22 protein-coding genes are annotated in these 24,658 nt (G+C 65.1%); 12 read left to right on the top strand and 10 right to left on the bottom strand.

The window, feature by feature from the left end; translation table 11 throughout:
• Nucleotides 1-14: 14 nt before the first annotated feature.
• Nucleotides 15-935, bottom strand: a complete 921-nt coding sequence (locus tag ATJ78_RS09040) for an aminoglycoside phosphotransferase family protein (RefSeq protein WP_098407298.1) — start codon at nt 933-935, stop codon at nt 15-17.
• 135 nt (nt 936-1,070) lie between these two features.
• On the opposite strand from ATJ78_RS09040, the gene ATJ78_RS09035 reads away from it, so the two are divergent.
• From ATJ78_RS09035 to ATJ78_RS09015, 5 genes are all read left to right on the top strand, one after another.
• Nucleotides 1,071-2,390 (top strand): bifunctional o-acetylhomoserine/o-acetylserine sulfhydrylase, encoded by a 1,320-nt coding sequence (locus ATJ78_RS09035; protein ID WP_098407297.1) that lies wholly within the window; start codon nt 1,071-1,073, stop codon nt 2,388-2,390.
• Nucleotides 2,391-2,516: 126 nt separating this feature from the next.
• Nucleotides 2,517-3,722 carry a homoserine O-acetyltransferase MetX gene (metX, locus tag ATJ78_RS09030; protein WP_098407296.1) on the top strand — a complete coding sequence of 402 codons (1,206 nt, stop codon included), beginning with the start codon at nt 2,517-2,519 and terminating at the stop codon, nt 3,720-3,722.
• Between the two features lie 57 nt (nt 3,723-3,779).
• Entirely contained in the window at nt 3,780-5,015 is a 1,236-nt protein-coding gene (locus tag ATJ78_RS09025) for a sensor histidine kinase (RefSeq protein ID WP_098407295.1), read from the top strand.
• Nucleotides 5,012-6,202, top strand: coding sequence for a hypothetical protein (locus ATJ78_RS09020; RefSeq protein ID WP_098407294.1), 1,191 nt, complete (start codon nt 5,012-5,014; stop codon nt 6,200-6,202). The genes ATJ78_RS09025 and ATJ78_RS09020 overlap by 4 nt, the downstream gene beginning before the upstream one ends.
• A gap of 24 nt (nt 6,203-6,226) precedes the next feature.
• Complete coding sequence (locus ATJ78_RS09015; protein WP_098407293.1) at nt 6,227-6,868, top strand: response regulator transcription factor; 642 nt, start codon at nt 6,227-6,229, stop codon at nt 6,866-6,868.
• A 27-nt stretch (nt 6,869-6,895) separates the two neighbouring features.
• Here ATJ78_RS09015 and ATJ78_RS09010 read toward each other — a convergent pair whose 3' ends face one another.
• Genes ATJ78_RS09010 through ATJ78_RS09000 form a run of 3 tightly spaced genes read right to left on the bottom strand, consistent with a single transcriptional unit; the run spans nt 6,896 to nt 9,291 of the window.
• Nucleotides 6,896-7,204 carry a thiamine-binding protein gene (locus tag ATJ78_RS09010; protein WP_098407292.1) on the bottom strand — a complete coding sequence of 103 codons (309 nt, stop codon included), beginning with the start codon at nt 7,202-7,204 and terminating at the stop codon, nt 6,896-6,898.
• A 35-nt stretch (nt 7,205-7,239) separates the two neighbouring features.
• Complete coding sequence (locus tag ATJ78_RS09005; RefSeq protein WP_143741396.1) at nt 7,240-8,445, bottom strand: glycosyltransferase 87 family protein; 1,206 nt, start codon at nt 8,443-8,445, stop codon at nt 7,240-7,242.
• Between the two features lie 9 nt (nt 8,446-8,454).
• Nucleotides 8,455-9,291, bottom strand: a complete 837-nt coding sequence (locus tag ATJ78_RS09000; protein ID WP_098407290.1) for an ADP-dependent NAD(P)H-hydrate dehydratase — start codon at nt 9,289-9,291, stop codon at nt 8,455-8,457.
• Between the two features lie 24 nt (nt 9,292-9,315).
• Here ATJ78_RS09000 and ATJ78_RS08995 point away from each other — a divergent pair, with 24 nt between their 5' ends.
• Nucleotides 9,316-10,413: an NADH:flavin oxidoreductase/NADH oxidase gene (locus ATJ78_RS08995; RefSeq protein ID WP_098407289.1), complete on the top strand. Its 1,098-nt coding sequence runs from the start codon at nt 9,316-9,318 to the stop codon at nt 10,411-10,413.
• On the opposite strand, the gene ATJ78_RS08990 is transcribed toward ATJ78_RS08995, so the two are convergent.
• From ATJ78_RS08990 to guaB1, 3 genes are all read right to left on the bottom strand, one after another.
• Nucleotides 10,407-11,450, bottom strand: coding sequence for a hemolysin family protein (locus tag ATJ78_RS08990; protein WP_098407288.1), 1,044 nt, complete (start codon nt 11,448-11,450; stop codon nt 10,407-10,409). The two genes, ATJ78_RS08995 and ATJ78_RS08990, sit on opposite strands and share 7 nt — an antisense overlap.
• A complete protein-coding gene (locus tag ATJ78_RS08985) occupies nt 11,443-12,750 on the bottom strand; it encodes a hemolysin family protein (RefSeq protein ID WP_098407287.1) in 1,308 nt (435 codons plus the stop codon). Before ATJ78_RS08985 ends, ATJ78_RS08990 begins: the two co-directional genes overlap by 8 nt.
• Nucleotides 12,751-12,860: 110 nt before the next feature.
• Nucleotides 12,861-14,297, bottom strand: coding sequence for a GMP reductase (guaB1, locus tag ATJ78_RS08980; protein WP_098407286.1), 1,437 nt, complete (start codon nt 14,295-14,297; stop codon nt 12,861-12,863).
• A 138-nt stretch (nt 14,298-14,435) separates the two neighbouring features.
• Here guaB1 and ATJ78_RS08975 point away from each other — a divergent pair, with 138 nt between their 5' ends.
• Both ATJ78_RS08975 and ATJ78_RS08970 read left to right on the top strand, forming a co-directional pair.
• Nucleotides 14,436-18,107, top strand: coding sequence for a multifunctional oxoglutarate decarboxylase/oxoglutarate dehydrogenase thiamine pyrophosphate-binding subunit/dihydrolipoyllysine-residue succinyltransferase subunit (locus ATJ78_RS08975; RefSeq protein ID WP_098407285.1), 3,672 nt, complete (start codon nt 14,436-14,438; stop codon nt 18,105-18,107).
• Between the two features lie 79 nt (nt 18,108-18,186).
• Complete coding sequence (locus tag ATJ78_RS08970; RefSeq protein ID WP_098407284.1) at nt 18,187-19,917, top strand: cation:proton antiporter; 1,731 nt, start codon at nt 18,187-18,189, stop codon at nt 19,915-19,917.
• Nucleotides 19,918-19,932: 15 nt separating this feature from the next.
• Here ATJ78_RS08970 and ATJ78_RS08965 read toward each other — a convergent pair whose 3' ends face one another.
• Both ATJ78_RS08965 and ATJ78_RS08960 read right to left on the bottom strand, forming a co-directional pair.
• On the bottom strand, nt 19,933-20,172 hold the full coding sequence (locus tag ATJ78_RS08965; protein ID WP_098407283.1) for a zf-HC2 domain-containing protein: 240 nt from the start codon (nt 20,170-20,172) through the stop codon (nt 19,933-19,935).
• Nucleotides 20,169-20,780 (bottom strand): sigma-70 family RNA polymerase sigma factor, encoded by a 612-nt coding sequence (locus ATJ78_RS08960; RefSeq protein WP_211288449.1) that lies wholly within the window; start codon nt 20,778-20,780, stop codon nt 20,169-20,171. The genes ATJ78_RS08965 and ATJ78_RS08960 overlap by 4 nt, the downstream gene beginning before the upstream one ends.
• Nucleotides 20,781-20,877: 97 nt before the next feature.
• Here ATJ78_RS08960 and aroA point away from each other — a divergent pair, with 97 nt between their 5' ends.
• The 3 genes from aroA to bcp are packed head-to-tail and all read left to right on the top strand — an operon-like array spanning nt 20,878 to nt 23,794.
• Nucleotides 20,878-22,251, top strand: coding sequence for a 3-phosphoshikimate 1-carboxyvinyltransferase (gene aroA / locus ATJ78_RS08955; RefSeq protein WP_098407281.1), 1,374 nt, complete (start codon nt 20,878-20,880; stop codon nt 22,249-22,251).
• Nucleotides 22,248-23,288 carry a ribosome small subunit-dependent GTPase A gene (rsgA, locus tag ATJ78_RS08950; RefSeq protein ID WP_098407280.1) on the top strand — a complete coding sequence of 347 codons (1,041 nt, stop codon included), beginning with the start codon at nt 22,248-22,250 and terminating at the stop codon, nt 23,286-23,288. Before aroA ends, rsgA begins: the two co-directional genes overlap by 4 nt.
• A 26-nt stretch (nt 23,289-23,314) precedes the next feature.
• Nucleotides 23,315-23,794, top strand: a complete 480-nt coding sequence (bcp, locus tag ATJ78_RS08945; protein ID WP_098407279.1) for a thioredoxin-dependent thiol peroxidase — start codon at nt 23,315-23,317, stop codon at nt 23,792-23,794.
• 1 nt (nt 23,795) lies between these two features.
• On the opposite strand, the gene ATJ78_RS08940 is transcribed toward bcp, so the two are convergent.
• Nucleotides 23,796-24,230: a hypothetical protein gene (locus ATJ78_RS08940; protein WP_098407278.1), complete on the bottom strand. Its 435-nt coding sequence runs from the start codon at nt 24,228-24,230 to the stop codon at nt 23,796-23,798.
• A 174-nt stretch (nt 24,231-24,404) separates the two neighbouring features.
• Between ATJ78_RS08940 and ATJ78_RS08935 the strand changes: the two genes are divergently transcribed.
• On the top strand, nt 24,405-24,653 hold the full coding sequence (locus ATJ78_RS08935) for a WhiB family transcriptional regulator (RefSeq protein ID WP_098407277.1): 249 nt from the start codon (nt 24,405-24,407) through the stop codon (nt 24,651-24,653).
• Nucleotides 24,654-24,658 lie beyond the last annotated feature (5 nt).

The raw sequence follows: 24,658 nt of genomic DNA, 5'->3' as shown, positions 1-24,658 counted from the left end.
TTGCTCACGAGCGGTCACTCCACTCGTTCGCGCACCCAGTCGAGCGCGGCCTCGCCTTCAGCCCGCTGAAACGCGCGGAGTGCCGGCATGAACGCGGGTGCGGGGCGGCGCGCTTTGTCGAGGAAGTGCCCGGCCAGGCCCGCGAGCACGGCGGTGACGTCGCCGCTGGCAGCGTCCGCGAAGATCGGATGCTGCTCAACGAGCAGGTTCGTGTCGCATGGCTCCGCCCGCATGCGAACATCGATGAGATAGCAGAGCGCATCGAACCAGCGGCAGCCGAGCGCAGCCCACGGCCAATCGACGATGCGCACCGTTCCATCAGCCTCGACCAGCAGATTGTCCGCGCGGGTATCGAAATGCAGCAGCCAATCGCCACGCAGCGCGTCGACGGCGCGCGACGCAAGGTCGGCGAGCAGTGCGTGGTGGCGGCGCGCCCACTCGGGCACGTCGCCACCAGCGGCATCCTCTAGCTCTTTCCACGCCGCCATCGCGTCTTGTTCGGTCTCGGCGACGCGCGGCAACCCGTGCATCGTGGTGACGCGCGGCAGCGAGGCGAGCGCGTCGAGAACGCGTTCGGTGTCGCCCGCGCGCTCGTCAGGATGCCTGCCGGCGATGTCGTCGACGATCAGGACAAACCAGTCGTGGTCTTCTGCTGTGCCGATGAGTCGAGGTGCCGAGGGGCCGAGCGGCACATCGCCGAGAATGCGCGCCTCGCGCCTGTGGAGCTCAACCGTCTGCTCGTTGCGCCCGCGATCGGCCGCCTTCACAAACGCGCGCGCTCCTGTCGCCGTCGTCACCCGTGCGGCAACCCCCGTTGAAAACCCGCTCGGCTGGCTCTCCGCAGACACCACCTCGCCGATCACAGCGGAAATGCGCGAGGTCAGTGTCTCCGGCATTTCCGTCCACTGCTGGCGTGTGTGCGTCACAGCATCCATCTGCCGATCTTACGGGCACGCTACCGCTCAACATGACGTCATGTTTCGCGGACCCTTGGCGTGCACCGTTCAAGTGCGTACTCTCGGTGGCACAAGCCACTGGTCACCGCACCCACCCCACGACAGAGGAACATCATGACTGACGCACACTCGAACTGGAAGTTCGAAACCCTGCAGATCCACGCTGGCGCAGCCCCCGACCCCGTCACGAAGTCGCGCGCCACGCCGATCTACCAGACGACGAGCTACGTCTTCGACAACACAGAGCACGCGAAGAACCTCTTCGCTCTCGCCGAGTTCGGCAACATCTACACGCGCATCCAGAACCCGACTCAGGATGTCGTCGAGCAGCGGGTCGCCGCGCTCGAGGGCGGTACGGGAGCACTGCTGCTCGCGTCGGGCCAGGCCGCGTCCACGTTCTCGATTCTGAACATCGCGCAGGCGGGCGACCACGTCGTCTCGTCATCGTCGATCTACGGCGGCACGTACAACCTGTTCAAGTACACGCTCGCGAAGCTGGGCATCGAGGTCACGTTCGTCGAAGACCAGGATGACCTCGACGAGTGGCGCCGCGCCGTTCGCACGAACACCAAGGCATTCTTCGCCGAGACGATCGGAAACCCGCGCATCAACGTTCTCGACATCGCTGGAGTCGCCGACGTCGCCCACTCCAACGACGTTCCCCTCATCGTCGACAACACGATCGCGACCCCGTACCTCATTCGTCCGCTCGAGCACGGCGCAGACATCGTCACGCACTCCGCGACGAAGTTCCTCGGCGGCCACGGCACCGTCATCGGCGGCGTGATCGTCGACGGCGGCACATTCGAGTGGTCGAAGCACGTCGACAAGTTCCCCGGCCTCACCGAGCCCGACCCCTCCTACCACGGCGCAAGCTACACGACAGTGCTCGGCGACTCGATCGCCTACATCATCAAGGCGCGCGTGCAACTGCTGCGCGACCTCGGCTCCGCCATCGCTCCGGCGAGCGCTTGGCAGCTCATCCAGGGCATCGAGACGCTGTCTCTGCGCATCGAACGGCATGTCCAGAACGCACAGGAGATCGCCGAGTGGCTCGAAGAGCACCCGGACATCGCGAGCGTCAACTACTCGGGGCTGCCCTCGAGTCCGTGGTACGAGAAGGCGAATCGCTACGCCCCGAAGGGCGTCGGTGCCGTGCTGTCGTTCGAGCTGAAGGGCGGGGTCGACGCTGGACGCGCTTTTGTCAACAGCCTGCAGCTGTTCTCTCACCTCGCGAACATCGGCGACGTGCGTTCGCTCGTCATCCACCCGGCCTCGACCACGCACTCGCAGCTCTCTCCCGAGCAGCAGCTCACAGCGGGCGTCACCCCCGGGCTCGTGCGCCTGTCCGTCGGGCTCGAGAACCTCGACGACCTCAAGTCCGATCTCGAGCAGGCATTCGCCGCGGCACGCGAGGTCGCGCACGCGTCATAGCGCCTCGAGCGGTGTCGAAGGCGGCGCGGATGCTGTCAGCATCCGCGCCGCCTTCACTGTGCTGTCTCGCTGAGCCCTGCCTGTAACAATGCCCGCGCACTCCGTCGGGGCAGACAGAATGAGATCATGCATTCGCAGCGCCTCGACGACACTGTGCCGTGGAGCTTCATCACCGAAGCCGACAGCCGCACGGTCATCGGCCGTCCTCCTGCAACGGGGGCGTGGCGAGACGGAGACCCGGCGGGCGCCCGGCTCTTCGCTGCGCTCGGCGAGTTTTCGTTCGGGGCCGGAGGTGCGCTTCCCTTCGTGCGGATCGCGTACGAGACATGGGGAACACTCAACGCCGACCGCGACAACGCCGTTCTCGTGCTGCACGCTCTCACGGGCGATTCGCACGTACGCGGTCCCGCGGGTGCCGGCCATCCGACGGCCGGCTGGTGGGAAGACATCGTCGGTCCGGGCAAAGTCATCGACACGGACCGCTACTTCGTCGTGGCGCCGAACATGCTCGGCGGATGCCAGGGGACGACCGGCCCCGCAAGCTTCGCACCCGACGGCACGGAATGGGGCTCCCGCTTTCCCTACACGACGATCCGCGATCAGGTGAACGCGCAGGCGCGGCTTGCCGACGTTCTGGGCATCGACGCGTGGGAGGCCGTGATCGGCGGCTCGATGGGCGGCATGCACGCTCTGGAATGGGGCACGACATTCCCGGAACGTGTGCGGCGCCTGGCCGTGCTCGCCGCGCCTCCCGAGTCCACGGCAGACCAGATCGCGCAGAACACTGTGCAGATCGAAGCCGTGCGCACCGATCCGCACTTCAACGGCGGCTATTACTACGACGCATCCGACGGAAACGGTCCGTACCGCGGCCTCGCGCTCGCGCGCCGGCTCGCGATGATCAACTATCGCAGCCCCCACGAGCTCAATTCGCGCTTCGCCCGCACATGGCAGTCCGACATCAGCCCCCTCGGCCACGGCGGTCGCTTCGCCGTCGAGTCGTACATCGATTTTCACGGCAATAAGTTCACGCGCCGCTTCGATGCGAACAGCTACACCGTACTCGTCGAGGCGATGAACTCCCACGACGTCGGCAGGGGCCGCGGGGACATCGCCTCCGCGTGCTCTCGCGTGACCATGCCCACTCTCGTGCTCGGCATTGATAGCGACCGCCTCTTCCCTGTCACCGGCCAAGAACAGATCGCCGCTGCTGTGCCTGGCAACATCGACGGCGACGTTCCCGCCGTCATCTCGTCAGATTTCGGCCACGACGCTTTTCTCATCGAGGGCGACCTCATCGCGCAGCATCTGGCACGTCTTCTCAGCGTTTAGCCAGGTTCCCAATAGACTGAGGTCGCATTCGCGACGAGGTTTGATGAGGTGAGGCGCATGGCGGTGTGGCGTGAGATCGCCTCGTCTGCGCCCGGGCGGCAACAGCGCGAGTCTCTCGAGTACTTCGACGCTCAGCACGCGCAGCTCGTCGCCATGACAACGCTCTCGTTCAGCATCGTTGGCACAGCGATGTCGTTCGTCGCCATGTTCATTCCGGGCGCGATCGCCCTCGGCTGGCTTCCGGCGGCGATCGCCGCACACCTCGCTCTCGCCGCTGCCGCCGTCTGGGCGTGGCGAGGCAGATCACTGCTCCGGCAGGCGTGCGTCGTCGGTGCGGGACTTCTGACACTCGTGGTGATTACAGCCGGCGTTCCGCCCGCTGGCATCAACTTCACGATGGGAGCGGCACTGTGCGTCGTCGCAGGCTGGGGAATCGGCTCTCTCGCGGTTTCACTCACCGCGACCCGAGGCGGCGTACTGGCGATCGGCGCGGTGTTCATCGTCACAGAACTCTCGTGCCTGCTCCTCGCCGAATCCATCGACATTCCCGCGGCGAACGTGGGAGGCCTCATCGGCTTGGTCACCGTGCTGTGGGTTCTGTGTCTCGTGTTCGGGATCTGGCTCGTGAGCAGCCGTTCTCGTGTCATCAGGCGCATCGTCAGCATCGGTCGCGCGCACAATCTGGAACGACGCGCGAGCGAGACCGAGGCAGCGCGATTGCGGGACGCTCGTCTGCTGCACGACACGGCGCTCGCAACGCTCTCGCTCCTCGCGCACTCCGGAGTCGGCGTCGATCCCGACACACTCCGCGCTCAGGCTGCAAGCGACCGGGAACTCCTCGCCCGGCTTCGCCGAGGAGAGAGCCCTTCACCGCGGGCTTCCGGACAGTACACGCTGACGAACACCGCCGAGCTTCAGCTCGGCGAGACACTCGAGGCCGTCAAGAACCGTTTCAACGGCACAGAGCTCGCCGTCACATGGCACGGCTCCGGGCAGCTCGGTCTCGCGCACGCAAAACTTGACGCCTTCATGCACGCCCTCACCGAGTGCGTCGAGAACGTCAGGCGTCATGCGCACGTGAGCGAGGCCCATGTGACGCTCAGCGATGACGGCGTCATCGTACGCGGGGTGGTGACGGATGCCGGCGTCGGCTTCGACCCGTCTCAGATACCCGACCAGCACATGGGATTCCGCGAGTCCGTCGTTGCCCGAATTGAAGAGATCAGCGGCACCGTGCGCGTGTTCTCCTCACCGGGCGCAGGCACCACGGTGGTCTTGGAGGTTCCCAAGTGAGCCTTCCCGAACCGAGCGGATCCGACCGTGCCAGGGTAGCCGGTCTGCGCGCGACCTCGCAGGCTGCACTCGGCACGGCGCGGCTCGGCGTCGGGCCCGGCTTCGCGGGCGCTGTCATCGTCGTCTACTCACTCATTCGGTTCGTGTCGAACCTCGGCTCGTACCCGAATCTCCCGGTCAACGTCGGCACGTGGGTGCTGTTCCTCGCAACCCTCGGCGCTGTCGTCTGGCATGTGCGACACCGCGGCTATCACCTGACCGCCCGTTCCTTCTGGATCGCGTCGATTCCCTTGGCGCTCGTCGCGATCGTCGATGTGGCCGGCGTGTGGGGTGAGACAAACTCGGGCACGTTCCCCACGGCGGCGTGCGCAATCGGCGGCGTGCTCATCGGCGCTCTCTCGCTGCGGCCGATCGGAGAGATCGTCGTGTGCACGGGAGTGCTCACGCTCATTCTCATCGCCGGAATCGCGTCGAGCGAGCACGCGAGAGCAGCGTCATTCGGCGCCGAACTCGTGATGCTGGCCATCGCGATCGTTCCACCCTTCATCGGCAGCCTCTCCATGAACGCCTACCGCTCGCTGAGCCGCAAGGCGCTCGACCGCGTCATGATCCAGAGCACGGTGACCGCTCCCGCATTCGGGCCCGAGCTGCTCGCCTCAGAAAGACTCGCCACCGTCGACCACGAGGTAGAGGTCATCTTCGACCGGGTGGCGTCTGGCGAGCTTGAACTCCCCCTCTCCCCCGATGTCGCCGAGCACGCTGCCGCTCTGGCAACGGAACTGCGCGGATATCTGGCGTCGGGGCGGCAAAATACGTGGCTGCATCACGCGGTGATCGAGTCAGGCGTCCTCCGTGGATCACTCGATCTGGACGATCCCCACGCGACCGCGGCGCTGCTCCTTCCCGCCCAGAGGGAGGGGCTGCTCTCGTCGCTCTGGCTGCTCGCGCTCTCGTCCGAGGGGCCGGCGCTGCGCACGCGCGTCCGGATCGGCGAGGTGTACACGGTGCAGCGCGAAACCGGTCCCGAGCGACGGTGCCACATTCAGATCGTCGTCGACGATCTCAAACGCCACAGGATCGAACCGGCAGCGTGGGCGGCCCTGCGCAGTGTCGGTACCTTAGTTCATACTCAGACTCCTGGCGCAACGCGGTTCGCCCTTGAATGCGCGATCGATCCCGGACAGTAGACTTCGAGTGCAGAGAGGAACGCCATGACTCAAAACAAGATCCGCGTCGCGATCGTTGACGATCACCGCATGATCCTGAGCGCATTCACCCAGTGGATCACCGACAGCGCCGACGATGTCGATGTCATCACCGCGGTCCCCACCTGGCCGGAGCTGCTGACGCACCCCGATTTTCCGGTCGACGTCGTGCTTCTCGACCTCGATCTGAAAGACAACATTCCCGTCTCGCTCAAGCTCTCGACGCTCAAGACTACGGGCACGCAGACCGTCGTCATGAGCGCGTACTCCGACCCGGGCGTCGTGCGTGAGGCACTCGCTGCGGGCGCCGTCGGCTACCTCGTGAAGAGCGAGCCCGCCTCCGCCATGGTCGAGGCCATCCGCTCAGCTGAGCGTGGCGACTCGTATATCTCTGCCGAACTCGATGCCGCGCTCGGCCGGGCATCCTCCGCATCTCCCCGCCTGAGCGCTCAAGAGCGCCGTGTCATGGCCCTCTACGCGGCGGGCGATCCCGTCAAGTCCGTCGCCTATGAACTCAGCATCTCCGAAGAGACGGCGAAGTCGTACCTCAAGCGCATTCGCGAGAAGTACCGCAGCAAGGGAATCGACGTGGGCACAAAAGTCGCGCTGCGCAAGCAGGCGATTCTCGACGGCATCATCGTCAATTAACCCAAGACCGCTGAGGCACCACTCGACTTACGACGAGGAGTCGAGAGCGCGCTCGAGCCGGTCGACTTTTCCGCTGATCTCTCCCTCATAACCGGGGCGGATGTCCGCCTTCAGCACGAGAGATACGCGCGAACCGTACTCGCCGACCGCCTCCGTGGCACGGCGTACGACGTCGAATACCTCATTCCATTCCCCTTCGATCGTCGTGAACATGGAGTCGGTGCTGTTCGGCAGCCCCGACTCCCGCACGATCTTCACAGCAGCGGCGACGGCGTCATGAACCGACGCGTCCTCCCGACCGGTTCCGCTCGGGGCGACAGAAAAAGCGACAAGCATGTGAAACCTCCTTACCTCAGTGTCGCACCGTTGCCTCACGCATGCAGCGCCTCAACGGCATCCCGTGTCAATCTGCCGTCGCGCCACAGTGCGTACACCGCCCAGCCGAACACGACGAGCGTGCCGATGTTGCGCACCGTGAGCACGATGACCATCGGAATCCACGTCTCGAGCAGCAGGCTGTACAGGTACGGGTAGACCACCTGCGTGAGCGCGCACATGCAGAGCACCATCACGGCGGGCACGAAGAAGTCGCCGCCCCTCACGACCAGTCCCGCAATTACGGGGACGAAGAGCCACACCATGAACTGCGGCGAGCCCACCTTGTTGAACACGATGAGCGCCGAGACGAGAGCGAGCGTGAGGTGCGGGAGCACGGATGCTGTCGCCGCGCCCGACCGCACGGCGCGCACGCCCAGCAGCGCGACCGCGAGCACAGCGGCAGCGAGCAGAGGCGTCGCGAGAGCGATCACCACGTCGACGTCTGTGCCCGTCACCTGGAACGTGAGGATCTCGCGGTCGTAGTAGATGAAGTATCCCGGCGCTCCGAACGCGGCCTGCCAGAGGTACACCATGGACAGCGGCGCCTCGATCTGCAGGCCTCTGTCGGTCTGCTCCGTGAGAAAGCTGAGAACATTCCAGCCGGATCCCAGAGCGAGCGCACCGCCGACGACAGCGATCGTGACGGCGACGCCCGCCATCACAATGCGCCAGCGCGTCCGCAGAGCGATGACCAAACTCGCGATCACGGCGGCGGGCCAGACCTTCATCCAGGTAGCGACGGCGAGAACGGCACCCGCGACAGCGGGTCGATGCAGCGCCATGAGCGTTGCGACGACGGCGAGCGGCACCGTCACGGCGTCGATGCGCGCCAGCGCGATCGGCCCAAGGCAGGCGAGGGCGGCAATCCACCACCAGGCGGCCCGTCGCCGCCTGCGTCCGCCGCGGATCAGAACCGCGAACGCGATGGCATTGAGAATCGTCACCATCACGAGCCACGTAACGCCGAAGGCCTCGAATCCAGCGATCGACGCCCCGAGCATGGGAATGAGCGCGAGAAGCGGGTAGACCCAGCCGGTGTCAATGCCGACGACGAACTGTTCGTTGAGTGCCTGCCCGACCCACGGTTTGTACACGAGCGTCACGTCGCCGAGCGGAAGGCCAGGGGCGGTGAGGCAGAGCCATGACAACGCAATGTGGACGACGAGGAATGCCACCCACAGGAACGCCCGGCTTCTCACTCGTTCATCTTATGAGCCCGCGCGATCGAGCAGCGATCGCACAGCTGCCGGGAGGGCGTCGGCGACGTCGAGCGCGGCAATGGGGCCACCGCGTGATGCGATGCGTGCCGCTCGGTCGTGCAGGAGAGCCGCCGACGCCGCTGTCGAGGCGACAACCTGCTCGTCTCCATCGATATGTGTCGCGAGCATCGCGCCGAGCACTCCGGCAAGCACGTCGCCCGTTCCGGCCGTCGCGAGCCACGACGTCGTCTGCGAGACGGTGACGCGGCTGCCTTCGGGCGAGACAATGTGCGTTGTCGCGCCTTTGAGAAGGACAGTGACCCTCAATTCCTCCGCGGCGCGCACAGCCCAGGAGTCGGGGCTGGCCTTCACCTGCTCGGCGGTCACATCGGTCCCCGTCGTCGTCAGCAGCCGGGCGAGCTCGCCCGCGTGCGGCGTGATGACAACGCGCGATCGATCCCGCGCCGACGTCGCGTCGCGCAGGGCTCCGGCATCGAGAATCACGGGCAACCCAGAGTCGAGGGCGTCGGCGATCCTCGAACCCGCAGCAGCACGCGCGTCTTCATCGAGACCTGACCCGATCAACCACGCCTGCACGCGCCCGTCGGCGGTCACGACCTCCGGACGATGTCGCAGAACAGCGTCGGCCGCACGCTCGGCACCGAGATACCGCACCATTCCGACGCCCGCCCGCACTGCGGCTTCAACCCCGAGAACAGCTGCGCCGGGAAACGTGTCCGACCCGGTGACGACGCCGAGCACACCCCGAGAGTACTTGTCGTCTGCGGAACCGGGCACGCGCACGCGCGCCGCCGCGTCAGCATCCGTCCATTCAACCCAGCTCATAGTCACCCACGATAGATTGAATACGTGCCAACGACTTCAGATTCGCCCAAACTGTTCACGCCCATTTCCGTTGGAACGACGACGATTCGCAATCGCGTCTGGCTCTCGCCGATGTGTCAGTACTCGTGCCCTGGTCGCGACGGAATGCCCAACAACTGGCATTTCGCACACCTGACGAGCTTTGCGGCAGGAGGCTTCGGGCTGGTCATGACAGAGGCGACGGCCGTCGTTCCCGAGGGCCGCATCTCTGATCGCGACACCGGAATCTGGTCAAGCGCCCAAGCCGAGGCATGGGCGCAGGTCGTCGCCGGCATCCACGAGCGCGGTGCGACAGCCGGCATTCAGCTCGCGCACGCGGGACGCAAGGCGTCGACGTACTCACCGTGGGGCGAGACCGCGTCAGGGACGATCCCTACCGATGCGGGCGGCTGGCAGACCGTTGCGCCCTCGCCTCTCGCGTTCGGCCGCCTCGACGCACCACGGCAGCTCGACCTCACCGAGATCGACGCGCTCGTCGATGCGTTCGCGGATGCTGCCACGCGTTCGATCGCGGCCGGGTTCGACGTCGTCGAGATCCACGCAGCCCACGGTTATCTCCTGCACCAGTTCTTGTCTCCGGCGGCGAACGAGCGCACCGACGAGTACGGCGGCAGCCCCGAGAACCGGGCGCGGCTGCTCATCCGCGTCATCGAAGCTGTGCGCGCTTCCATCGGCGACGCTGCCCTGATGGTGCGCTTGTCGGGAACGGATTGGTCAGATTCCGAGGGGGAACGTTGGGATGCCGATGCGTGCGCCGCCGTTGCCGCGCGCGCTGAGGCTGCGGGAGCCGACGCGTTCGATGTGTCCAGCGGCGGCATCCTCGCACACCCCGACATTCCGCTTGCTCCCGGGTACCAGGTCCAGTTCGCAACCCGTGTGCGGGAGGCCGTCTCCGTTCCCGTGAGCGCCGTCGGACTGATCGACGACGCGGCATGTGCCGAGCAGATCGTCACGTCAGAGCGAGCCGACGCCGTGATGCTCGGTCGCTCGGCTCTGCGCAACCCTCAGCGCGTGAACGAATGGGCGGCGACGCTCGGTGCCGCCGCCTCGTTCGTTCCCGGACAGTACGAGCGCGCCTACTGACGCTGGCTCGCGTCTTCGACGGTCCCCACGAGCTCCTCGATGATGTCCTCGAGAAAGAGCACTCCCGTGGTGTTGCCTTCTCGGTCGAACGCCTGCGCCAGGTGAGCCCCGGACAAGCGCATGCTCGTGAGTGCATCCTCGAGGTCTGTTCCGTCGTAAAGCGAGACCAGCTGCCTGATGCGCTTGGCCGGGATCGGCTCCTCGTCGTTCTCGGACTCGCCCGCATCGCGCAGCACGTCCTTCAGGTGAATGTACCCCGAGGGAAGGCCGTTGTCATCGACGATCACGTAGCGTGAGAACCCGCGCTTCGCGATCGCCCGCTGAATCTGGGCTGGTGTCGCCTCAGATGTGAGGGTCACGAGATCCTCCAGCGGAATGGCGGCGTCGCGCACTTTCTTGTTCGTGAATTCGAACGCCGCGACAAGCGTCCCCGTCGCATCTGTCAGCATCCCTTCTCGCTGAGACTGCGAGACGATCGTCGCCACCTCATCGAGAGTGAAGGTCGAGTTCGCCTCGTCCTTCGGCTCCACCCGGAACATGCGGAGCACCAGGTTTGCTGTGCCATTCAGAAAGTGGATTACCGGCTTGAACACGCGACCGACCCACACGAGCGGGCGCGCGAGCAGCAGCACGGCGGTGTCGGGTTTTGAGAACGACAGGTTCTTCGGAACCATCTCGCCGAAGACGACGTGAAGGTACGAGACGAGCAGCAGCGTGATGACGAACGCGATCGTGTCGACGATCTCGGTACTCAAACCGGTCAGCCCGAGCGGTCCGGCGAGGAGGTGGTGGATCGCCGGTTCCGAGACGTTCAGAATCAGCAGCGAGCACACGGTGATTCCCAGCTGACTCGTCGCCAGCATGAGCGTCGCGTGCTCCATTGCCCACAGGGCGACCTTCGCGCTGCTCTTTCCCTTTTCGGCGAGCGGCTCGATCTGCGAACGTCGGGCGGAGATCACGGCGAATTCCGCCCCGACGAAGAATGCGTTGCCGAGCAGCAGCATGACGAGCCAGAGAATACCCCACCAGTCACTCATCGGTCTGCTCCTCCCCTCGGCTGAAGCGGACCCTGTCGATACGACGTCCGTCCATGCGCGTCACACGCAGGACGCCCTCGCTGATCTCTACTTCGTCGCCGACGTCGGGAAGCCGGCCGAGCTCGCTCACGATGAAGCCGGCGACGGTCTCGTATGGTCCGTCGTCAGAAATTTGCACACCGGTACGCTCGCGTAGTTCATCGGGCCGAAGGCTTCCGGGGAAGACAACGCCCGAGGCGGTGCGGACCACTCCCGCGCGCGTGCGGTCGTGCTCGTCTGTCACTTCGCCGACGATCTCTTCGACCAGGTCCTCCAGCGTCGCGACGCCAGCGGTGCCGCCGTACTCGTCGACGACGACAGCCATCTGGTAGCCATGCCTCCTCAACCGGGGAATCAGCGAATCGAGACGCATCGTCTCTGGGACCCGCACGATCTCGGATTGAAGCGCTGATACAGGCACGTCCGCGCGACGGTCCTTGGGAACGGCGACGGCCTTCTTCACGTGCACGAGCCCGACGATGTCGTCGATACCCTCGTCCGTCACGGGAAACCGTGAGTACCCTGTGGAGCGCGTCAGATCGATCACGCGCTGCGCACTGTCGGTGCGACTGACCGCGTCCACCTGCGGGCGCGGCGTCATGACATCGGATGCTGTACGCCCCGAGAACTGCAGCGTGCGATCGAGCAGAGTCGCCGTGTCCCTCTCGAGAGTTCCCGCGCCGGCGCTGCGCCGAACGAGGCTCGACAGCTCCTCGGCCGATCGGGCGCCCGAAAGCTCTTCCTTCGGCTCGACACCCATCGCGTGAAGAATGGAGTTCGCGCTGCCGTTGAGCGCGAGCACCGCGGGTTTGAACACGGCGGTGAAGACGACTTGAAACGGAACGGCGATTTTTGCGGTGGCGCGCGGAATTGCGAGCGCGAAGTTCTTCGGCACCAGCTCGCCGATGATCATCGACAGAAGCGTGGCAATGCCGACGGCGACAATTGTTGCGATGGGTCGCACGAGCGCCTCCGGCGCCCCCCACGCGACGACCGGCCCCGTGATGAACGACGTGAAGGCCGGTTCGAGTGTGTAGCCAGTGAGCAGCGTGGTGAGCGTGATTCCGAGCTGGGCGCTCGAGAGGTGCGTCGACGTGACTTTGAGCGCGTCGATCGTCATGGACAGGCGGGTTTCGCCTCGATCACGACGAGCCTCAAGGTCAGCGCGATCGAGATTGACGAGCGCGAATTCGCTTGCGACGAAAAGACCGGTTCCGACGGTCAGCACGAGGCCGATCGCGAGAAGCACAAGGTCATGCACGGGCTGCCTCCTTCAGGAGGCTGGGTCTATGAGAGTCCGATGCTGAAGCAGGAGGAGGATCGTCCATAACGATCAGTATACGGCCAGGTTCCGTTCCGCCACCTGACAGTTCACCATGACACGGGGAGCGCCTTTCCCTCTTCGTAGCCTGCTGCCGATTGCACACCGACGATTGCACGTTCGTGGAACTCTGCGACGCTGCGGGCTCCCGCGTATGTGAACGACGAGCGGACTCCGGAGGTGATCATGTCGAGAAGGTCCTCGATCGACGGCCGTTCCGGGTCGAGATAGATCTTTGATGATGAGATACCCTCTGCGAAGAGCATCTTGCGAGCGAACTCGTACGAATCGAGCCGGCCGAAGCGCTCCTGCACGGCCTTCGTCGAGGCCATCCCCCAGCTCTCCTTGTACAACTTCCCCGACGGGTCCGTGCGAAGACGACCGGGCCCCTCGATCGTGCCGGCGAACCATGAACCGACCATGACGCTCGATGCGCCTGCCGAGAGGGCAAGGGCGACATCGCGCGGGTAGCGGATTCCGCCGTCCGCCCAGACGTGTGCGCCCTGCTCGGCCGCCTCTGCCGCGGCCTCGAGCACGGCAGAGAACTGAGGCCGTCCGACAGCGGTCATCATGCGCGTTGTGCACATGGCGCCTGGGCCGACCCCAACCTTGATGATCGAGGCGCCCGCGTCCACGAGATCTGCAACACCAACGGCCGTGACGACGTTGCCCGCCACGATGGGGATCCCCAGGTTCAGCTCAGAGACACGACGCAGCGCGCTGACCATCGCCTCCTGGTGCCCGTGCGCGGTGTCGACGACGAGCACATCCACGCCCGCGCCGATGAGAGCCTTCGCCTTCGCCTGCACGTCTCCGTTGATCCCGATTGCAGCGGCGACCGCAAGCCGGCCGTCATTGTCGACGGCGGGAGCGTACAGCGTCGAGCGCAGGGCGCCTCGCTGACTTACGGAGCCGACAAGCTTTCCATGACGCAGAACTGCGGAGAAACTCAGGGACGCATCCGCCATCAGATCGAAGGCCCGCCGACCGGTCTGAATGTCCTCAGCATCGAGCGATGCCTGCGAACCGCGCAGGAGGTCGCCGAGACGGGCATCGGGAAGCGCCGTCGCTAGGCGTTTGGTGGGGATGCTTCCGACGTACTCGTCGCCGTCCATGAGGACGACGCCGTGCCCTTCGACGGCCGGGATCTCCTCGACGACGTCGGCGACCGTGGCATTGGGGCCGAAGACCGTCGGCGTGTCCCACAGAACCGGCTGGTTCTTGACCCACCGAATGGCCGCGTCGAGCTCCTGCAGCGGCATATCCTGCGGAAGCACACCGAGCCCGCCGCGGCGCGCGAGGGATGCTGCGAGGCGCGGTCCCGTCACGGAGTTCATGTTCGCGGATACAAGCGGAATCGTCGCCGGCGTGCCGTCGTCTGGCGCTAGGGACACGTCGAGGCGGCTTACTACGTCTGACCGTGAGGGCACGAGGAACACGTCCGAGTACGTCAGGTCGTGCGCCGGGACTTCTCCGATGAATCGCATAACTCAAAGCTACTTGGCCGTCGCCCGCAATGCACGCGAAGAGGACGTAGGCTTGAACCAGTACAAGTCGAGGTTCCGCTCGTCCCTGGTGCGGTGCCGCAGGTGGCGATTTTTGACAGAGAAGGTGGGCGATCAACGGTGTCAGGCCAGTTGACCGGAGTTGGGGCCGATGGTGGCGCCGCAGCAGATTTTGGGGCCAATGAATGGCTCGTCGACGAGATGTATGCGAAGTACCTCGCAGACAAGAACTCGGTCGACAAGTCTTGGTGGCCGATCCTCGAGAACTATCGTCCCGTGAGTGGCGAGGCCCCGAGCGAAGGATCAGGCGCCGCAGCCAAGACAACGTCGAACGGTGGCCGTCCTGTCGCCCGGACGACGAGCGTGCAGCCCAAGTCCCAGCCGATCCCCGCTGATGCACCGCAGAGCTCTCCCGAGAAGAAGAGCTCCGGGTCGGAGTCCGAAGACGAGGGCCCGAAGGACACGGTCACTCCTCTGAGGGGAATGCCGAAAGCCCTCGCGGCGAACATGGATATCAGCCTCACGGTTCCGACCGCGACGAGCGTACGCACGATCCCCGCCAAGCTGATGATCGACAACCGCATCGTCATCAACAACCATCTCAAGCGGGCGCGCGGCGGAAAGGTGAGCTTCACCCACCTCATCGGCTGGGCGCTCATTCAGGCACTCAAGGACTTCCCGAGCCAGAACGTCTACTACGACATCGTCGACGACAAGCCGAGCGTCGTAGCTCCTGCCCACATCGGGCTCGGAATCGCCATCGACATTCCCAAGCCCGATGGTTCGCGCGCCCTGATGGTGCCGGCGATCAAGAACGCTGAGACGCTCTCATTCGGCGAGTATCTCTCGGCCTACGAAGACCTCGTCAAGCGCGCTCGGGCGAACAAGCTCACGGCGGATGATTTCAAGGGTGCGAGTGTCTCGCTGACGAACCCGGGCGGAATCGGAACCGTGCATTCGGTTCCCCGACTCATGAAGGGCCAGGGCTGCATCATCGGCGCCGGCGCTCTCGAGTACCCGGCAGAATTTCAGGGCGCCTCCGAGAAGACGATCGTCGAGCTCGGCATCGGCAAGACGATCACCCTCACCTCGACATACGACCACCGCGTGATCCAGGGTGCCGGCTCTGGGGAGTTCCTCAAGAAGGTCCACGAGCTCCTCATCGGGCAGCGCAACTTCTACGAAGACATCTTCGCGGCGCTGCGCATTCCGTACGACCCGATCCACTGGGCGCCTGACATCTCCGTCGACCTGAGCGACACCGTGAACAAGACGGCGCGTGTTCAGGAGCTCATCAATGCATTCCGCGTCCGCGGGCACCTGATGGCCGACATCGACCCGCTCGAGTATGTTCAGCGAGCCCATCCCGACCTCGACATCGCGTCGCACGGGTTGACCTTCTGGGACCTCGATCGAGAATTCGTCACGGGCAACTTCACCGACAAGCGCCAGATGAAGCTCCGCGACATTCTCGGGGTGCTTCGCGACTCGTACTGCCGCACGATCGGGCTCGAGTACATGCACATTCAGGATCCGGCCCAACGGGCGTGGATCCAGGGCAAAGTCGAGCGTCCGTATGCAAAGCCGACGCACGACGAGCAGATGCGCATTCTCGGCAAGCTGAACGAGGCAGAAGCCTTCGAGACGTTCCTGCAGACGAAGTACGTGGGCCAGAAGCGGTTCAGCCTCGAGGGCGGCGAATCGACGATCGCTCTGCTCGATGCGATCCTGCAGGAGGCCACCGAGCGCGAGCTCGACGGCGCAGCGATCGGCATGGCGCACCGTGGCCGGCTCAACGTGCTCACGAATATCGCGGGCAAGACGTACGGGCAGATCTTCCAGGAGTTCGAAGGCCACCAGGATTCGAAGAACACGGGCTCCGGCGACGTGAAGTACCACCTCGGCACCGAGGGCACATTCCGAGCACTCGACGGGTCCGAGCTCCCCGTGTACCTCGCGGCAAACCCGTCGCACCTCGAAGCGGTCGACGGAGTGCTCGAAGGCCTCGTCCGCGCGAAGCAGGACCGCCAGCCGATCGGCACATTCCGCACGCTCCCTATCCTCATTCACGGCGACGCGGCCATGGCCGGCCAGGGTGTCGTGCTCGAGACCATGCAGCTCTCTCAGCTTCGCGGATACCGCACCGGCGGCACGATCCACGTCGTGGTCAACAACCAGGTCGGGTTTACCACGACCCCCGGTGAGGGTCGCACATCGGTCTATTCAACCGATGTCGCGAAGACGATCCAGGCTCCCATCTGGCACGTGAACGGCGACGATCCCGAAGCGGTCACTCGCGTCGCGCAGCTGGCGTTCCAGTTCCAGCAGGAGTTCCACACCGACGTCGTCATCGACGTCATCTGCTACCGTCGCCGCGGTCACAACGAGGGCGACGACCCGTCGATGACGCAGCCGCTCATGTACAACCTCATCGAGGCGAAGCGCTCTGTGCGCAAGCTGTACGCCGAGGCGCTCGTGGGACGCGGCGACATCACGCAGGAAGAGTACGAGTCGGCCCACAACGACTTCCAGGACCGCCTGGAAAAGGCGTTCATGGAGACGCACGCGGCGCAGACGAGTTCGACGCCTGTCGTCATCCCCGACACCGACGAAGACGGATACACCGGCGAGCCCGAGACAACCGGTGTCGACGTTGAGGTCATCCACGAGGTCGGCGATGCGTTCTCGAACAAGCCCGCCGGCTTCACCGTGCACAAAAAGCTCCAGCAGCTGCTCGACAAGCGCGTCGACATGAGCCGCAATGGGGGCATTGACTGGTCATTCGGCGAGTTGCTCGCCTTCGGCTCTCTCGTGCTCGAGGGAACGCCCGTGCGCATGAGCGGGCAGGACACCCGCCGTGGCACCTTCGTTCAGCGCCACGCTGTTCTGCACGACCGCGAGAACGGCCAGGAATGGCTGCCGCTCACGAACGTGTCCGAGAACCAGGCGCGCTTCTGGATCTACGACTCGCTGCTCTCTGAATATGCCGTGATGGGCTTCGAGTACGGGTACTCCGTCGAGCGCCCCGATGCGCTCGTGCTGTGGGAGGCCCAGTTCGGCGACTTCGCCAACGGCGGGCAGACGATCATCGACGAGTTCGTCGCATCGGCTGAGCAGAAGTGGGGACAGCGCTCGAGCGTCGTGCTGCTTCTCCCCCACGGCTACGAGGGTGCGGGTCCCGACCACTCGTCTGCGCGAATCGAGCGGTTCTTGCAGCTTTGCGCCGAGAACAACATGACTGTGGCTCGCCCGTCGACTCCCGCGTCGTACTTCCACCTGCTGCGCAGGCAGGCGTACGCACGTCCGCGCCGACCGCTCATCGTCTTCACGCCGAAGGCGATGCTCCGCCTCAAGGGCGCGACGAGCGATGTTGACGCCTTCACCTCGGGAACGTTCCAGCCGGTCATCGATGACGACCGCGTGAGCGACAAGTCCGAGGTGAAGAGGGTCATCCTGCACGCGGGAAAAATCCACTGGGATCTCCGCAACGAGCTGACCAAGAACCCCGATTCCCGGATCGCCCTCGTGCGGGTCGAACAGTACTACCCGGTTCCGGGCACAGAGCTTCGCAATGTGCTCTCTCAGTACCCGAACGCCGAGCTGGTGTGGGTGCAGGAAGAGCCCGAGAACCAGGGAGCATGGCCGTTCATCTCCCTCGAGCTGGCCAAGCACCTGTCGAACGACAAGATCACGGGCATCACGAGGCCCGCGGCGGCATCGCCCGCAACGGGCTCCGCGAAGCGGCACGCCGCTGAGCACACGAAGCTCATCGAGCGCGCACTCTCGCTCTGAGCCGTGCTGGAAGCGGTCGGCGCCTGCAGGCGCCGACCGCTTTGTCGTTCTCAGTCCAGCCGATCCGTAAAATGGTTCCATGGAATCTGAGCTCGCCCTCCTAAGCGCGGTGGGCGTGCTTGTCATCGTTGTCGTCTCGTTCTTCGCCCCGAAGCTCGGTGTCGCGGCACCGATCGTGCTCGTCCTGATCGGCGTCGGCGCAAGCTACATTCCCGGCGCACCAGAATTCGAGCTTCCGCACGAGCTCATTCTCACGGTCGCACTCCCGCCGATCCTCTACTCGGCGGCCGTCAACGTTCCCATCGTGGATTTCCGGCGAAATTTCAAGGCGATCAGCGGTCTGTCCGTGTTGCTCGTCATCGTCTCGGCGTTCGTGACGGGCTTCATCTTCTATCTCCTCCTGCCCGACCTCTCGCTGCCCGCAGCAATCGCGCTTGGAGCGGTTGTAAGCCCTCCGGATGCTGTCGCGGCAACGTCGATCGGAAAGCGCCTTGGTCTTCCGCCCCGCCTCGTGACGGTCATGGAGGGCGAAGGGCTTGTCAACGACGCGACGGCCCTTGTGATGCTTCGCTCCGCGATCGCCGCCGTCGGCGGTACCGTGACGTTCTTCGGTGTTGTCGGCGACTTCCTGTTCGCCGTGTTCGTCGCGATTGCCGTCGGCACGATCATCGGTCTCGTCTCCGTGTGGGTGCGCTCCAAGCTCAACGATTCAGTGCTGACGACGGCGATCTCGTTCGCGGTGCCGTTCATCGCATTCGTGCCGTCAGAGGAGATGGGCGCCTCGGGCGTCGTCGCCGTCGTCACCGCTGGACTCATCACGGGGCACCAGAGTGCACGTCATTTCTCTGCGCAAGATCGCATCAGCGAGCGCATCAACTGGCGCACGGCCCAGCTCATTCTGGAGAACGGCGTCTTTCTCATCATGGGCTACGAGGTGCACCTGCTCGTCGCGCGGGTCGACGACGCGGGATTCAGCGTCATCAACAGCATCCTCTTGGGCCTTCTCGCGACGGCGATTCTGCTCGTCGTGCGCGTGATCTTCATCGTGCCGCTCTTCGCCTCTCTGAGGTCAGAGCAGCGCCGCGCGCAACAGCAGGCCCCTCGGCTCAACCAGGCGCTGGAACGCCTCGCCGCGGCACGACCAGCCGACGTCAAGCCATCGAAGCGATGGAACCGTGCAACACGCATGCTTCAGCGACGCCAGGCCGACATGGACTTTCTCACGTCGGAGGGACTCGGTTGGCGCGGTGCGGCCGTGCTGGGCTGGTCGGGAATGCGCGGGGTCGTCACTCTGGCGGCGGCCCAGTCACTCCCCGAAGAGACTCCATACAGGCCTCAGCTCGTGCTGATCGCGTTCACCGTCGCCATCGTCACCCTCGTCGTGCAGGGCGGCACGCTTCCGCTTCTGATCAGGGCTCTCGGCATCAAGGGTTCCGACGCAACGGCCGATCGTTCCGAACTCGCTGTGCTGATCGACGAGATCGGCACAGTCGGCGGTGCGCTGCTCGACAACCCCGAGCTGAAGCAGCCGAACGGACAACCGTATGATCCGTCGACCATCGCGCAGGTCCGAGTCGACACGACGCGACTGGCCGAGGCCATGTCGGAGTCGCTCGGGGGCGATACGCCGGGGCCGCACGAGCAAAGGCGCGCGCTGCGCCGCACTGTACTGCAAGCCGAGCGCGCTGCGCTGCTCGATGCCCGGTCACGCGGCGTGTACAGCTCGCGCGTTCTCGAGAGGGCTCAAGCGATTCTCGATGCGGAGGAGACACGACTCAGCCACATGGACGACGGCACGAGCGCGCACTGAGCGTCGCTTGCGCGGTCAGTGCGCTGTCGCCGTTCGCAGCCGCGCGATCACCTGCGCGCGCAGCTCCTCTGGAGCCGTCTCTCTGCACGCACGCTGCACGGCTTCTGTGAGCGTTCGGGCAAGCAGTGCCTCGCGCGTGCAGTCCTCGCACTCGGCAAGATGCGCTCGAATGTCCGCAGCATCTGTGCGACACACTTCGTTCCTCAAGAACTCCTCAAGGTCCTGACGTGCCTTCTCACAACCACAATCAGTCATTTCGTGCTCCTAGTCGATGAGGCCGTGATGCCCCGCTCGACGGCGTAATCGGTCAGACGGTCCCGCAACATGCGACGGCCACGGTGCAGTCGACTCATCACGGTTCCGATGGGGGTCTTCATAATCTCTGCAATGTCCTGGTAGCTGAATCCTTCGACGTCTGCCAGGTACACGGCGAGACGGAAGTCCTCGGGAATGTCCTGGAGCGCCTGCTTCACCGCGCTGTCCGGCATGCGGTCGATGGCTTCGCTCTCGGCCGAACGGTGAGAACTCGCCGTTGTCGACTGCGCTCCACCCAGCTGCCAGTCCTCGAGATCGTCAATGGCGCTTTGGAACGGCTCGCGCTGCTTCTTGCGATACAGGTTGATGTACGTGTTTGTCAGGATGCGGTACAGCCACGCCTTGAGGTTGGTGCCCTGTTTGAACTGACCGAACGCCGCGTAGGCCTTGACGAACGTCTCCTGCACAAGATCCTGAGCGTCAGACGGATTCTTCGTCATGCGCATTGCAGCTCCGTAAAGCTGGTCGAGGAACGGCAGAGCCTGCTCCTCGAAAAGGGCGTGGGGATCGTCCCCCGCCTGTGGCGTCGGGTTCTCGGGCACAGTCATCGCTGTCAAGTCTACGTCGTGCGCGCGAGGACGCTCGAGAGTTACGCCCATCGTCATATGTGTCCCTCCGCAGAATTCGCCGATACATTAGATAACGATGTTCGAGTCGAAATATTCCGGTCCCGATGACCAGCTTGCCGGCGACCGCAGCCGCCTTGACGGCGAGACGCTGTGGCCGGCTCCGACGGCGAGCGCTGCCCTGTCAGGTCACGTCTCGCTTCCCGGCTCAAAATCTCTCGTGAATCGCGAGCTCGTTCTCTCGGCGCTTGCGTCAGCGCCCAGCCGGCTGCGGGCACCGCTGCATTCGCGAGACAGCCAGAATATGGTCGAGGCGCTCCGCGGCCTCGGCGCGCAGATCGACGAGGTAGACGCGAGGGGCGAGTACGGTCCGGACTTCGCGGTGACGCCAGGTGAGCTGATTGGCTCGACCACTGTCGAGTGCGGCCTTGCCGGCACGGTCATGCGCTTCGTGCCTCCCGTTGCCGCGCTCGCGCTCGGGCCGACAACATTCGATGCGGATGCTGCTGCCCGGGGCCGCCCCATGGAGGGCCTTCTCGACGCGCTGCGACAGCTGCAGGTCGACATCGATCCTGCAACGCGCTCGCTGCCCTTCACCGTACATGGCACCGGTTCCGTCGCTGGCGGCGAGATCTCGATCGACGCGTCTGCCTCGAGCCAGTTCATCTCAGGGGTTCTGCTCTCAGCGGCTCGCTTCGACACGGGCGTCACTCTTCGCCACGCGGGCGAACGGCTGCCGAGCCTTCCGCACATCGACATGACGATCGCGGCACTGCGCGACCGCGGCGTTCAGGCGTCGTCGCCTGAGCTCGGAATCTGGCGCGTCGAACCGGGCGGCATCGCCGGTCGCGATGTCACGATCGAGCCGGATCTGTCGAACGCGGCGCCCTTCCTTGCCGCGGCTCTTGTCGCCGGAGGCTCCGTGACGATTCCGCACTGGCCGGCGCAGACCACGCAGGTCGGTGCCGATCTGGCGACGATCCTCCCCGAGTTCGGTGCGAGGGTTTCGCACGGCACTGACGGCAGCCTCACCGTGACGTCTGGCGACAGCATCTGCGGTGTCGACATCGATTTGAGCCACGCAGGCGAGCTCGCGCCGACCCTCATCGCTCTCGCCGCCTTCGCCGACGGGCCATCGCGCTTTCGCGGCATCGGGCACATCCGTCATCACGAGACGGATCGGCTGGCCGCACTCGCTTCGGGACTCGGCGCATTGGGCGGTGACGTCACCGAGCACGACGATGGCGTCTCGGTTCGTCCGAAACCGCTCCACGGGGGCATCTGGCCCACCTACAACGACCATCGCACGGCGACGACGGGCGCGCTCATCGGGCTTGCGGTGCCCGGCGTCGAGATCGTCGACATCGCCACGACGGCGAAGACCCTGCCCCAGTTCACGGAACTGTGGCACGGCCTCGTCTCCTCGGGAACAACGGACGCCACCCTCACATGAGCTGGTGGAACGGCGACGACGAGACCGACGAACCGCTGTTCGACGAGTCCGACGTGCGCGTTCGGCCCAGCAGGCGCGGCTCACGGCCCCGTACAAAGACGAGGCCTGCCCACAAGGATGCTGTCACAGGCACCGTGCTCGGGGTGGACCGCGGGCGGTACACCGTGCTTCTCGATGAAGATCAGCCGACCGAACGCGAGGTCACGTCGAGCAGGGCGTCCGAGCTGCGACGGCAGCCCATCGTCAACGGGGATCGCGTCGACGTCGTCGGTGACCTCTCGGGCCAACCGGGAACGCTCGCGCGCATCGTTCGAATCAAAGACCGATCGACGCTGCTTCGCCGCAGCGCCGACGACACCGACGACGTCGAGCGAATCATCGTCGCGAACGCCGACCAGATGCTCATCGTTGTCGCCGCGGCGAATCCCGAACCCAGGGCCCGCCTCGTCGACCGGTACCTCGTTGCCGCGTTCGACGCCGGGATCACACCGCTCATGGTCATCACGAAGACCGACCTCGCCGATCCAGCGGAGTTTCGCTCGCTCTTCGCCGAGCTTCCCCTCACCGTCTTCACGAGCCGAACCGATGACATGCCACTTGACCAGATAGCCGGGGCACTCGTCGGGCACACGACAGTGTTCGTCGGTCACTCGGGCGTCGGTAAATCGACGCTCGTGAACGCCCTCGTCCCCGAAGCCAATCGCTCAACGGGTCACGTCAATCAGGTGACGGGGCGTGGCCGGCATACGTCGTCGTCTGCCGTCTCTTACCGGGTCGCGCGCGACGGGAGCTCCGGCTGGATCATCGACACTCCTGGCGTACGGTCATTCGGTCTCGGACACGTCGACACCGACAACATCCTTGAGGCGTTTCCTGACCTGAGCGAGGTGGCCGAGAACTGCCCGCGCGGCTGCACGCATCTCCCCGACGCGCCCGATTGCGCCCTCAACGAGGCCGCGCGAGACGGCGATCTCGACGAGGTCGCGCTCCAGCGTCTCGACTCGCTTCAGCGGCTGCTGACGACCTTCACCGGTTGACTCCGTTCGGCGCATAGGCTGGAGGAATGACCGACTACCCCCGACTCGTTGCCGGCGACGCCGCTCCCGCCTTCACGCTTTCCGATCAGAACGGCGATTCCGTCTCGCTCTCCGATTTCTCTGGAGAGCGTGTCATCGTCTACTTCTACCCCGCCGCCATGACGCCGGGGTGCACGACGCAGGCGTGTGATTTCCGCGACAACCTCGCGAGCCTCCAGTCTGCGGGGTATCGCGTCGTCGGCGTCTCAAAGGACTCGCCCGAGAAGCTCGCGGCCTTCGCCGAGCGCGATGCGCTGACGTTTCCGCTGCTGTCAGACGAAGACCTCACCGTGCACAAGGCGTACGGTGCCTACGGTGAGAAGAACAGCTACGGACGCATTCTCACGGGCACGCTGCGCTCCACGGTCGTCGTCGACGAAACCGGGGCGGTGCAGCTCGCGCTGTACAACGTCAAAGCAACGGGCCACGTGGGAATGCTGCGCCGCAAGCTCGGCGTCGACGACTGAGCTACGATGCCCCGCCGTCTCTCGCGCGTGAATGCTCGATGACTGAGCGCGTCATGAGAAGCACGATCACCGCGAGCGCGGGGGCAAGCAGTGCCCAGCCGATCGTCGGCTGGGCGAAGACGCCTTGGAAGGCTCCGATCGCGACGGCGATCTGAAGCACCTGCCATGTCAGGGCCGCCGCCCTCGACCACTGTCGCCCGCGCCAGAATGCGGCAGTGACAGCGAGCATCCAGACTGCCGCGACAGCGGCGAGCACCGTCAGGGCGATCGCCGAGTCGTACCGGTCAGGACGCAGCGTAAAGAGGTCGATGACGAGCGTGGCGACAATGATCACGAGCGCAAGGGCCTCAAGGCCGATCAGCGCCGCCGTGACGACGACTGCTCGAGAACGGCTACCAGAGCCCGGTGACGAAGCGGTGTCGAAACGGTTACTCACAGAAATATCCCATACAAAACTATTGATCGATTCTGGCCGATATGCGACGATTGTGCAGGCCGAGTTTTTCGTTCACAGGGTTGTGAGCAGGCTCCGATCGGCGGGCCTCCCCCTCGACTCGGCCGTTCCCTGTGGTCATTTCGACCAATTCTCGCAGATATAAGGAGCATACCCATGGACTGGCGCGACAAGGCCGCCTGCCTCACAGCTGACCCGGAGCTCTTCTTCCCGGTAGGTAACACTGGTCCAGCCGTCGACCAGATCGAAAAGGCCAAGGCCGTCTGCGCCACCTGCACGGTCACGGAGATCTGCCTGCAGTACGCGCTTGAGACCAGCCAGGACTCCGGCGTCTGGGGCGGTCTCAGCGAAGACGAGCGCCGCGCGCTCAAGCGTCGGGCGGCTCGCGCCCGCCGCGCCTCCTAGCACTC

Origin of the sequence: Paramicrobacterium agarici, from assembly GCF_002563955.1 — a bacterium.
Taxonomy (GTDB): Bacteria; Actinomycetota; Actinomycetes; order Actinomycetales; family Microbacteriaceae; genus Paramicrobacterium; species Paramicrobacterium agarici.
The sequence above is the reverse complement of the archived record's forward strand: the minus strand, read 5'-3'. Positions and strand labels throughout refer to the sequence as shown.

What these genes read in the sequence shown, in the direction of transcription:
- ATJ78_RS09035 (WP_098407297.1), top strand. Translation starts at nt 1,071, where the DNA reads ATGACTGACGCACACTCGAACTGGAAGTTCGAAACCCTGCAGATCCAC.
- aroA (WP_098407281.1), top strand. Translation starts at nt 20,878, where the DNA reads ATGTTCGAGTCGAAATATTCCGGTCCCGATGACCAGCTTGCCGGCGAC.
- ATJ78_RS08965 (WP_098407283.1), bottom strand. Translation starts at nt 20,172, where the DNA reads ATGACTGATTGTGGTTGTGAGAAGGCACGTCAGGACCTTGAGGAGTTC.
- bcp (WP_098407279.1), top strand. Translation starts at nt 23,315, where the DNA reads ATGACCGACTACCCCCGACTCGTTGCCGGCGACGCCGCTCCCGCCTTC.
- ATJ78_RS09040 (WP_098407298.1), bottom strand. Translation starts at nt 935, where the DNA reads ATGGATGCTGTGACGCACACACGCCAGCAGTGGACGGAAATGCCGGAG.
- ATJ78_RS09000 (WP_098407290.1), bottom strand. Translation starts at nt 9,291, where the DNA reads ATGAGCTGGGTTGAATGGACGGATGCTGACGCGGCGGCGCGCGTGCGC.
- ATJ78_RS09025 (WP_098407295.1), top strand. Translation starts at nt 3,780, where the DNA reads ATGGCGGTGTGGCGTGAGATCGCCTCGTCTGCGCCCGGGCGGCAACAG.
- ATJ78_RS09015 (WP_098407293.1), top strand. Translation starts at nt 6,227, where the DNA reads ATGACTCAAAACAAGATCCGCGTCGCGATCGTTGACGATCACCGCATG.
- metX (WP_098407296.1), top strand. Translation starts at nt 2,517, where the DNA reads ATGCATTCGCAGCGCCTCGACGACACTGTGCCGTGGAGCTTCATCACC.
- ATJ78_RS08935 (WP_098407277.1), top strand. Translation starts at nt 24,405, where the DNA reads ATGGACTGGCGCGACAAGGCCGCCTGCCTCACAGCTGACCCGGAGCTC.
- rsgA (WP_098407280.1), top strand. Translation starts at nt 22,248, where the DNA reads ATGAGCTGGTGGAACGGCGACGACGAGACCGACGAACCGCTGTTCGAC.
- ATJ78_RS09010 (WP_098407292.1), bottom strand. Translation starts at nt 7,204, where the DNA reads ATGCTTGTCGCTTTTTCTGTCGCCCCGAGCGGAACCGGTCGGGAGGAC.
- ATJ78_RS08990 (WP_098407288.1), bottom strand. Translation starts at nt 11,450, where the DNA reads ATGAGTGACTGGTGGGGTATTCTCTGGCTCGTCATGCTGCTGCTCGGC.
- ATJ78_RS08970 (WP_098407284.1), top strand. Translation starts at nt 18,187, where the DNA reads ATGGAATCTGAGCTCGCCCTCCTAAGCGCGGTGGGCGTGCTTGTCATC.
- ATJ78_RS08960 (WP_211288449.1), bottom strand. Translation starts at nt 20,780, where the DNA reads ATGACTGTGCCCGAGAACCCGACGCCACAGGCGGGGGACGATCCCCAC.
- guaB1 (WP_098407286.1), bottom strand. Translation starts at nt 14,297, where the DNA reads ATGCGATTCATCGGAGAAGTCCCGGCGCACGACCTGACGTACTCGGAC.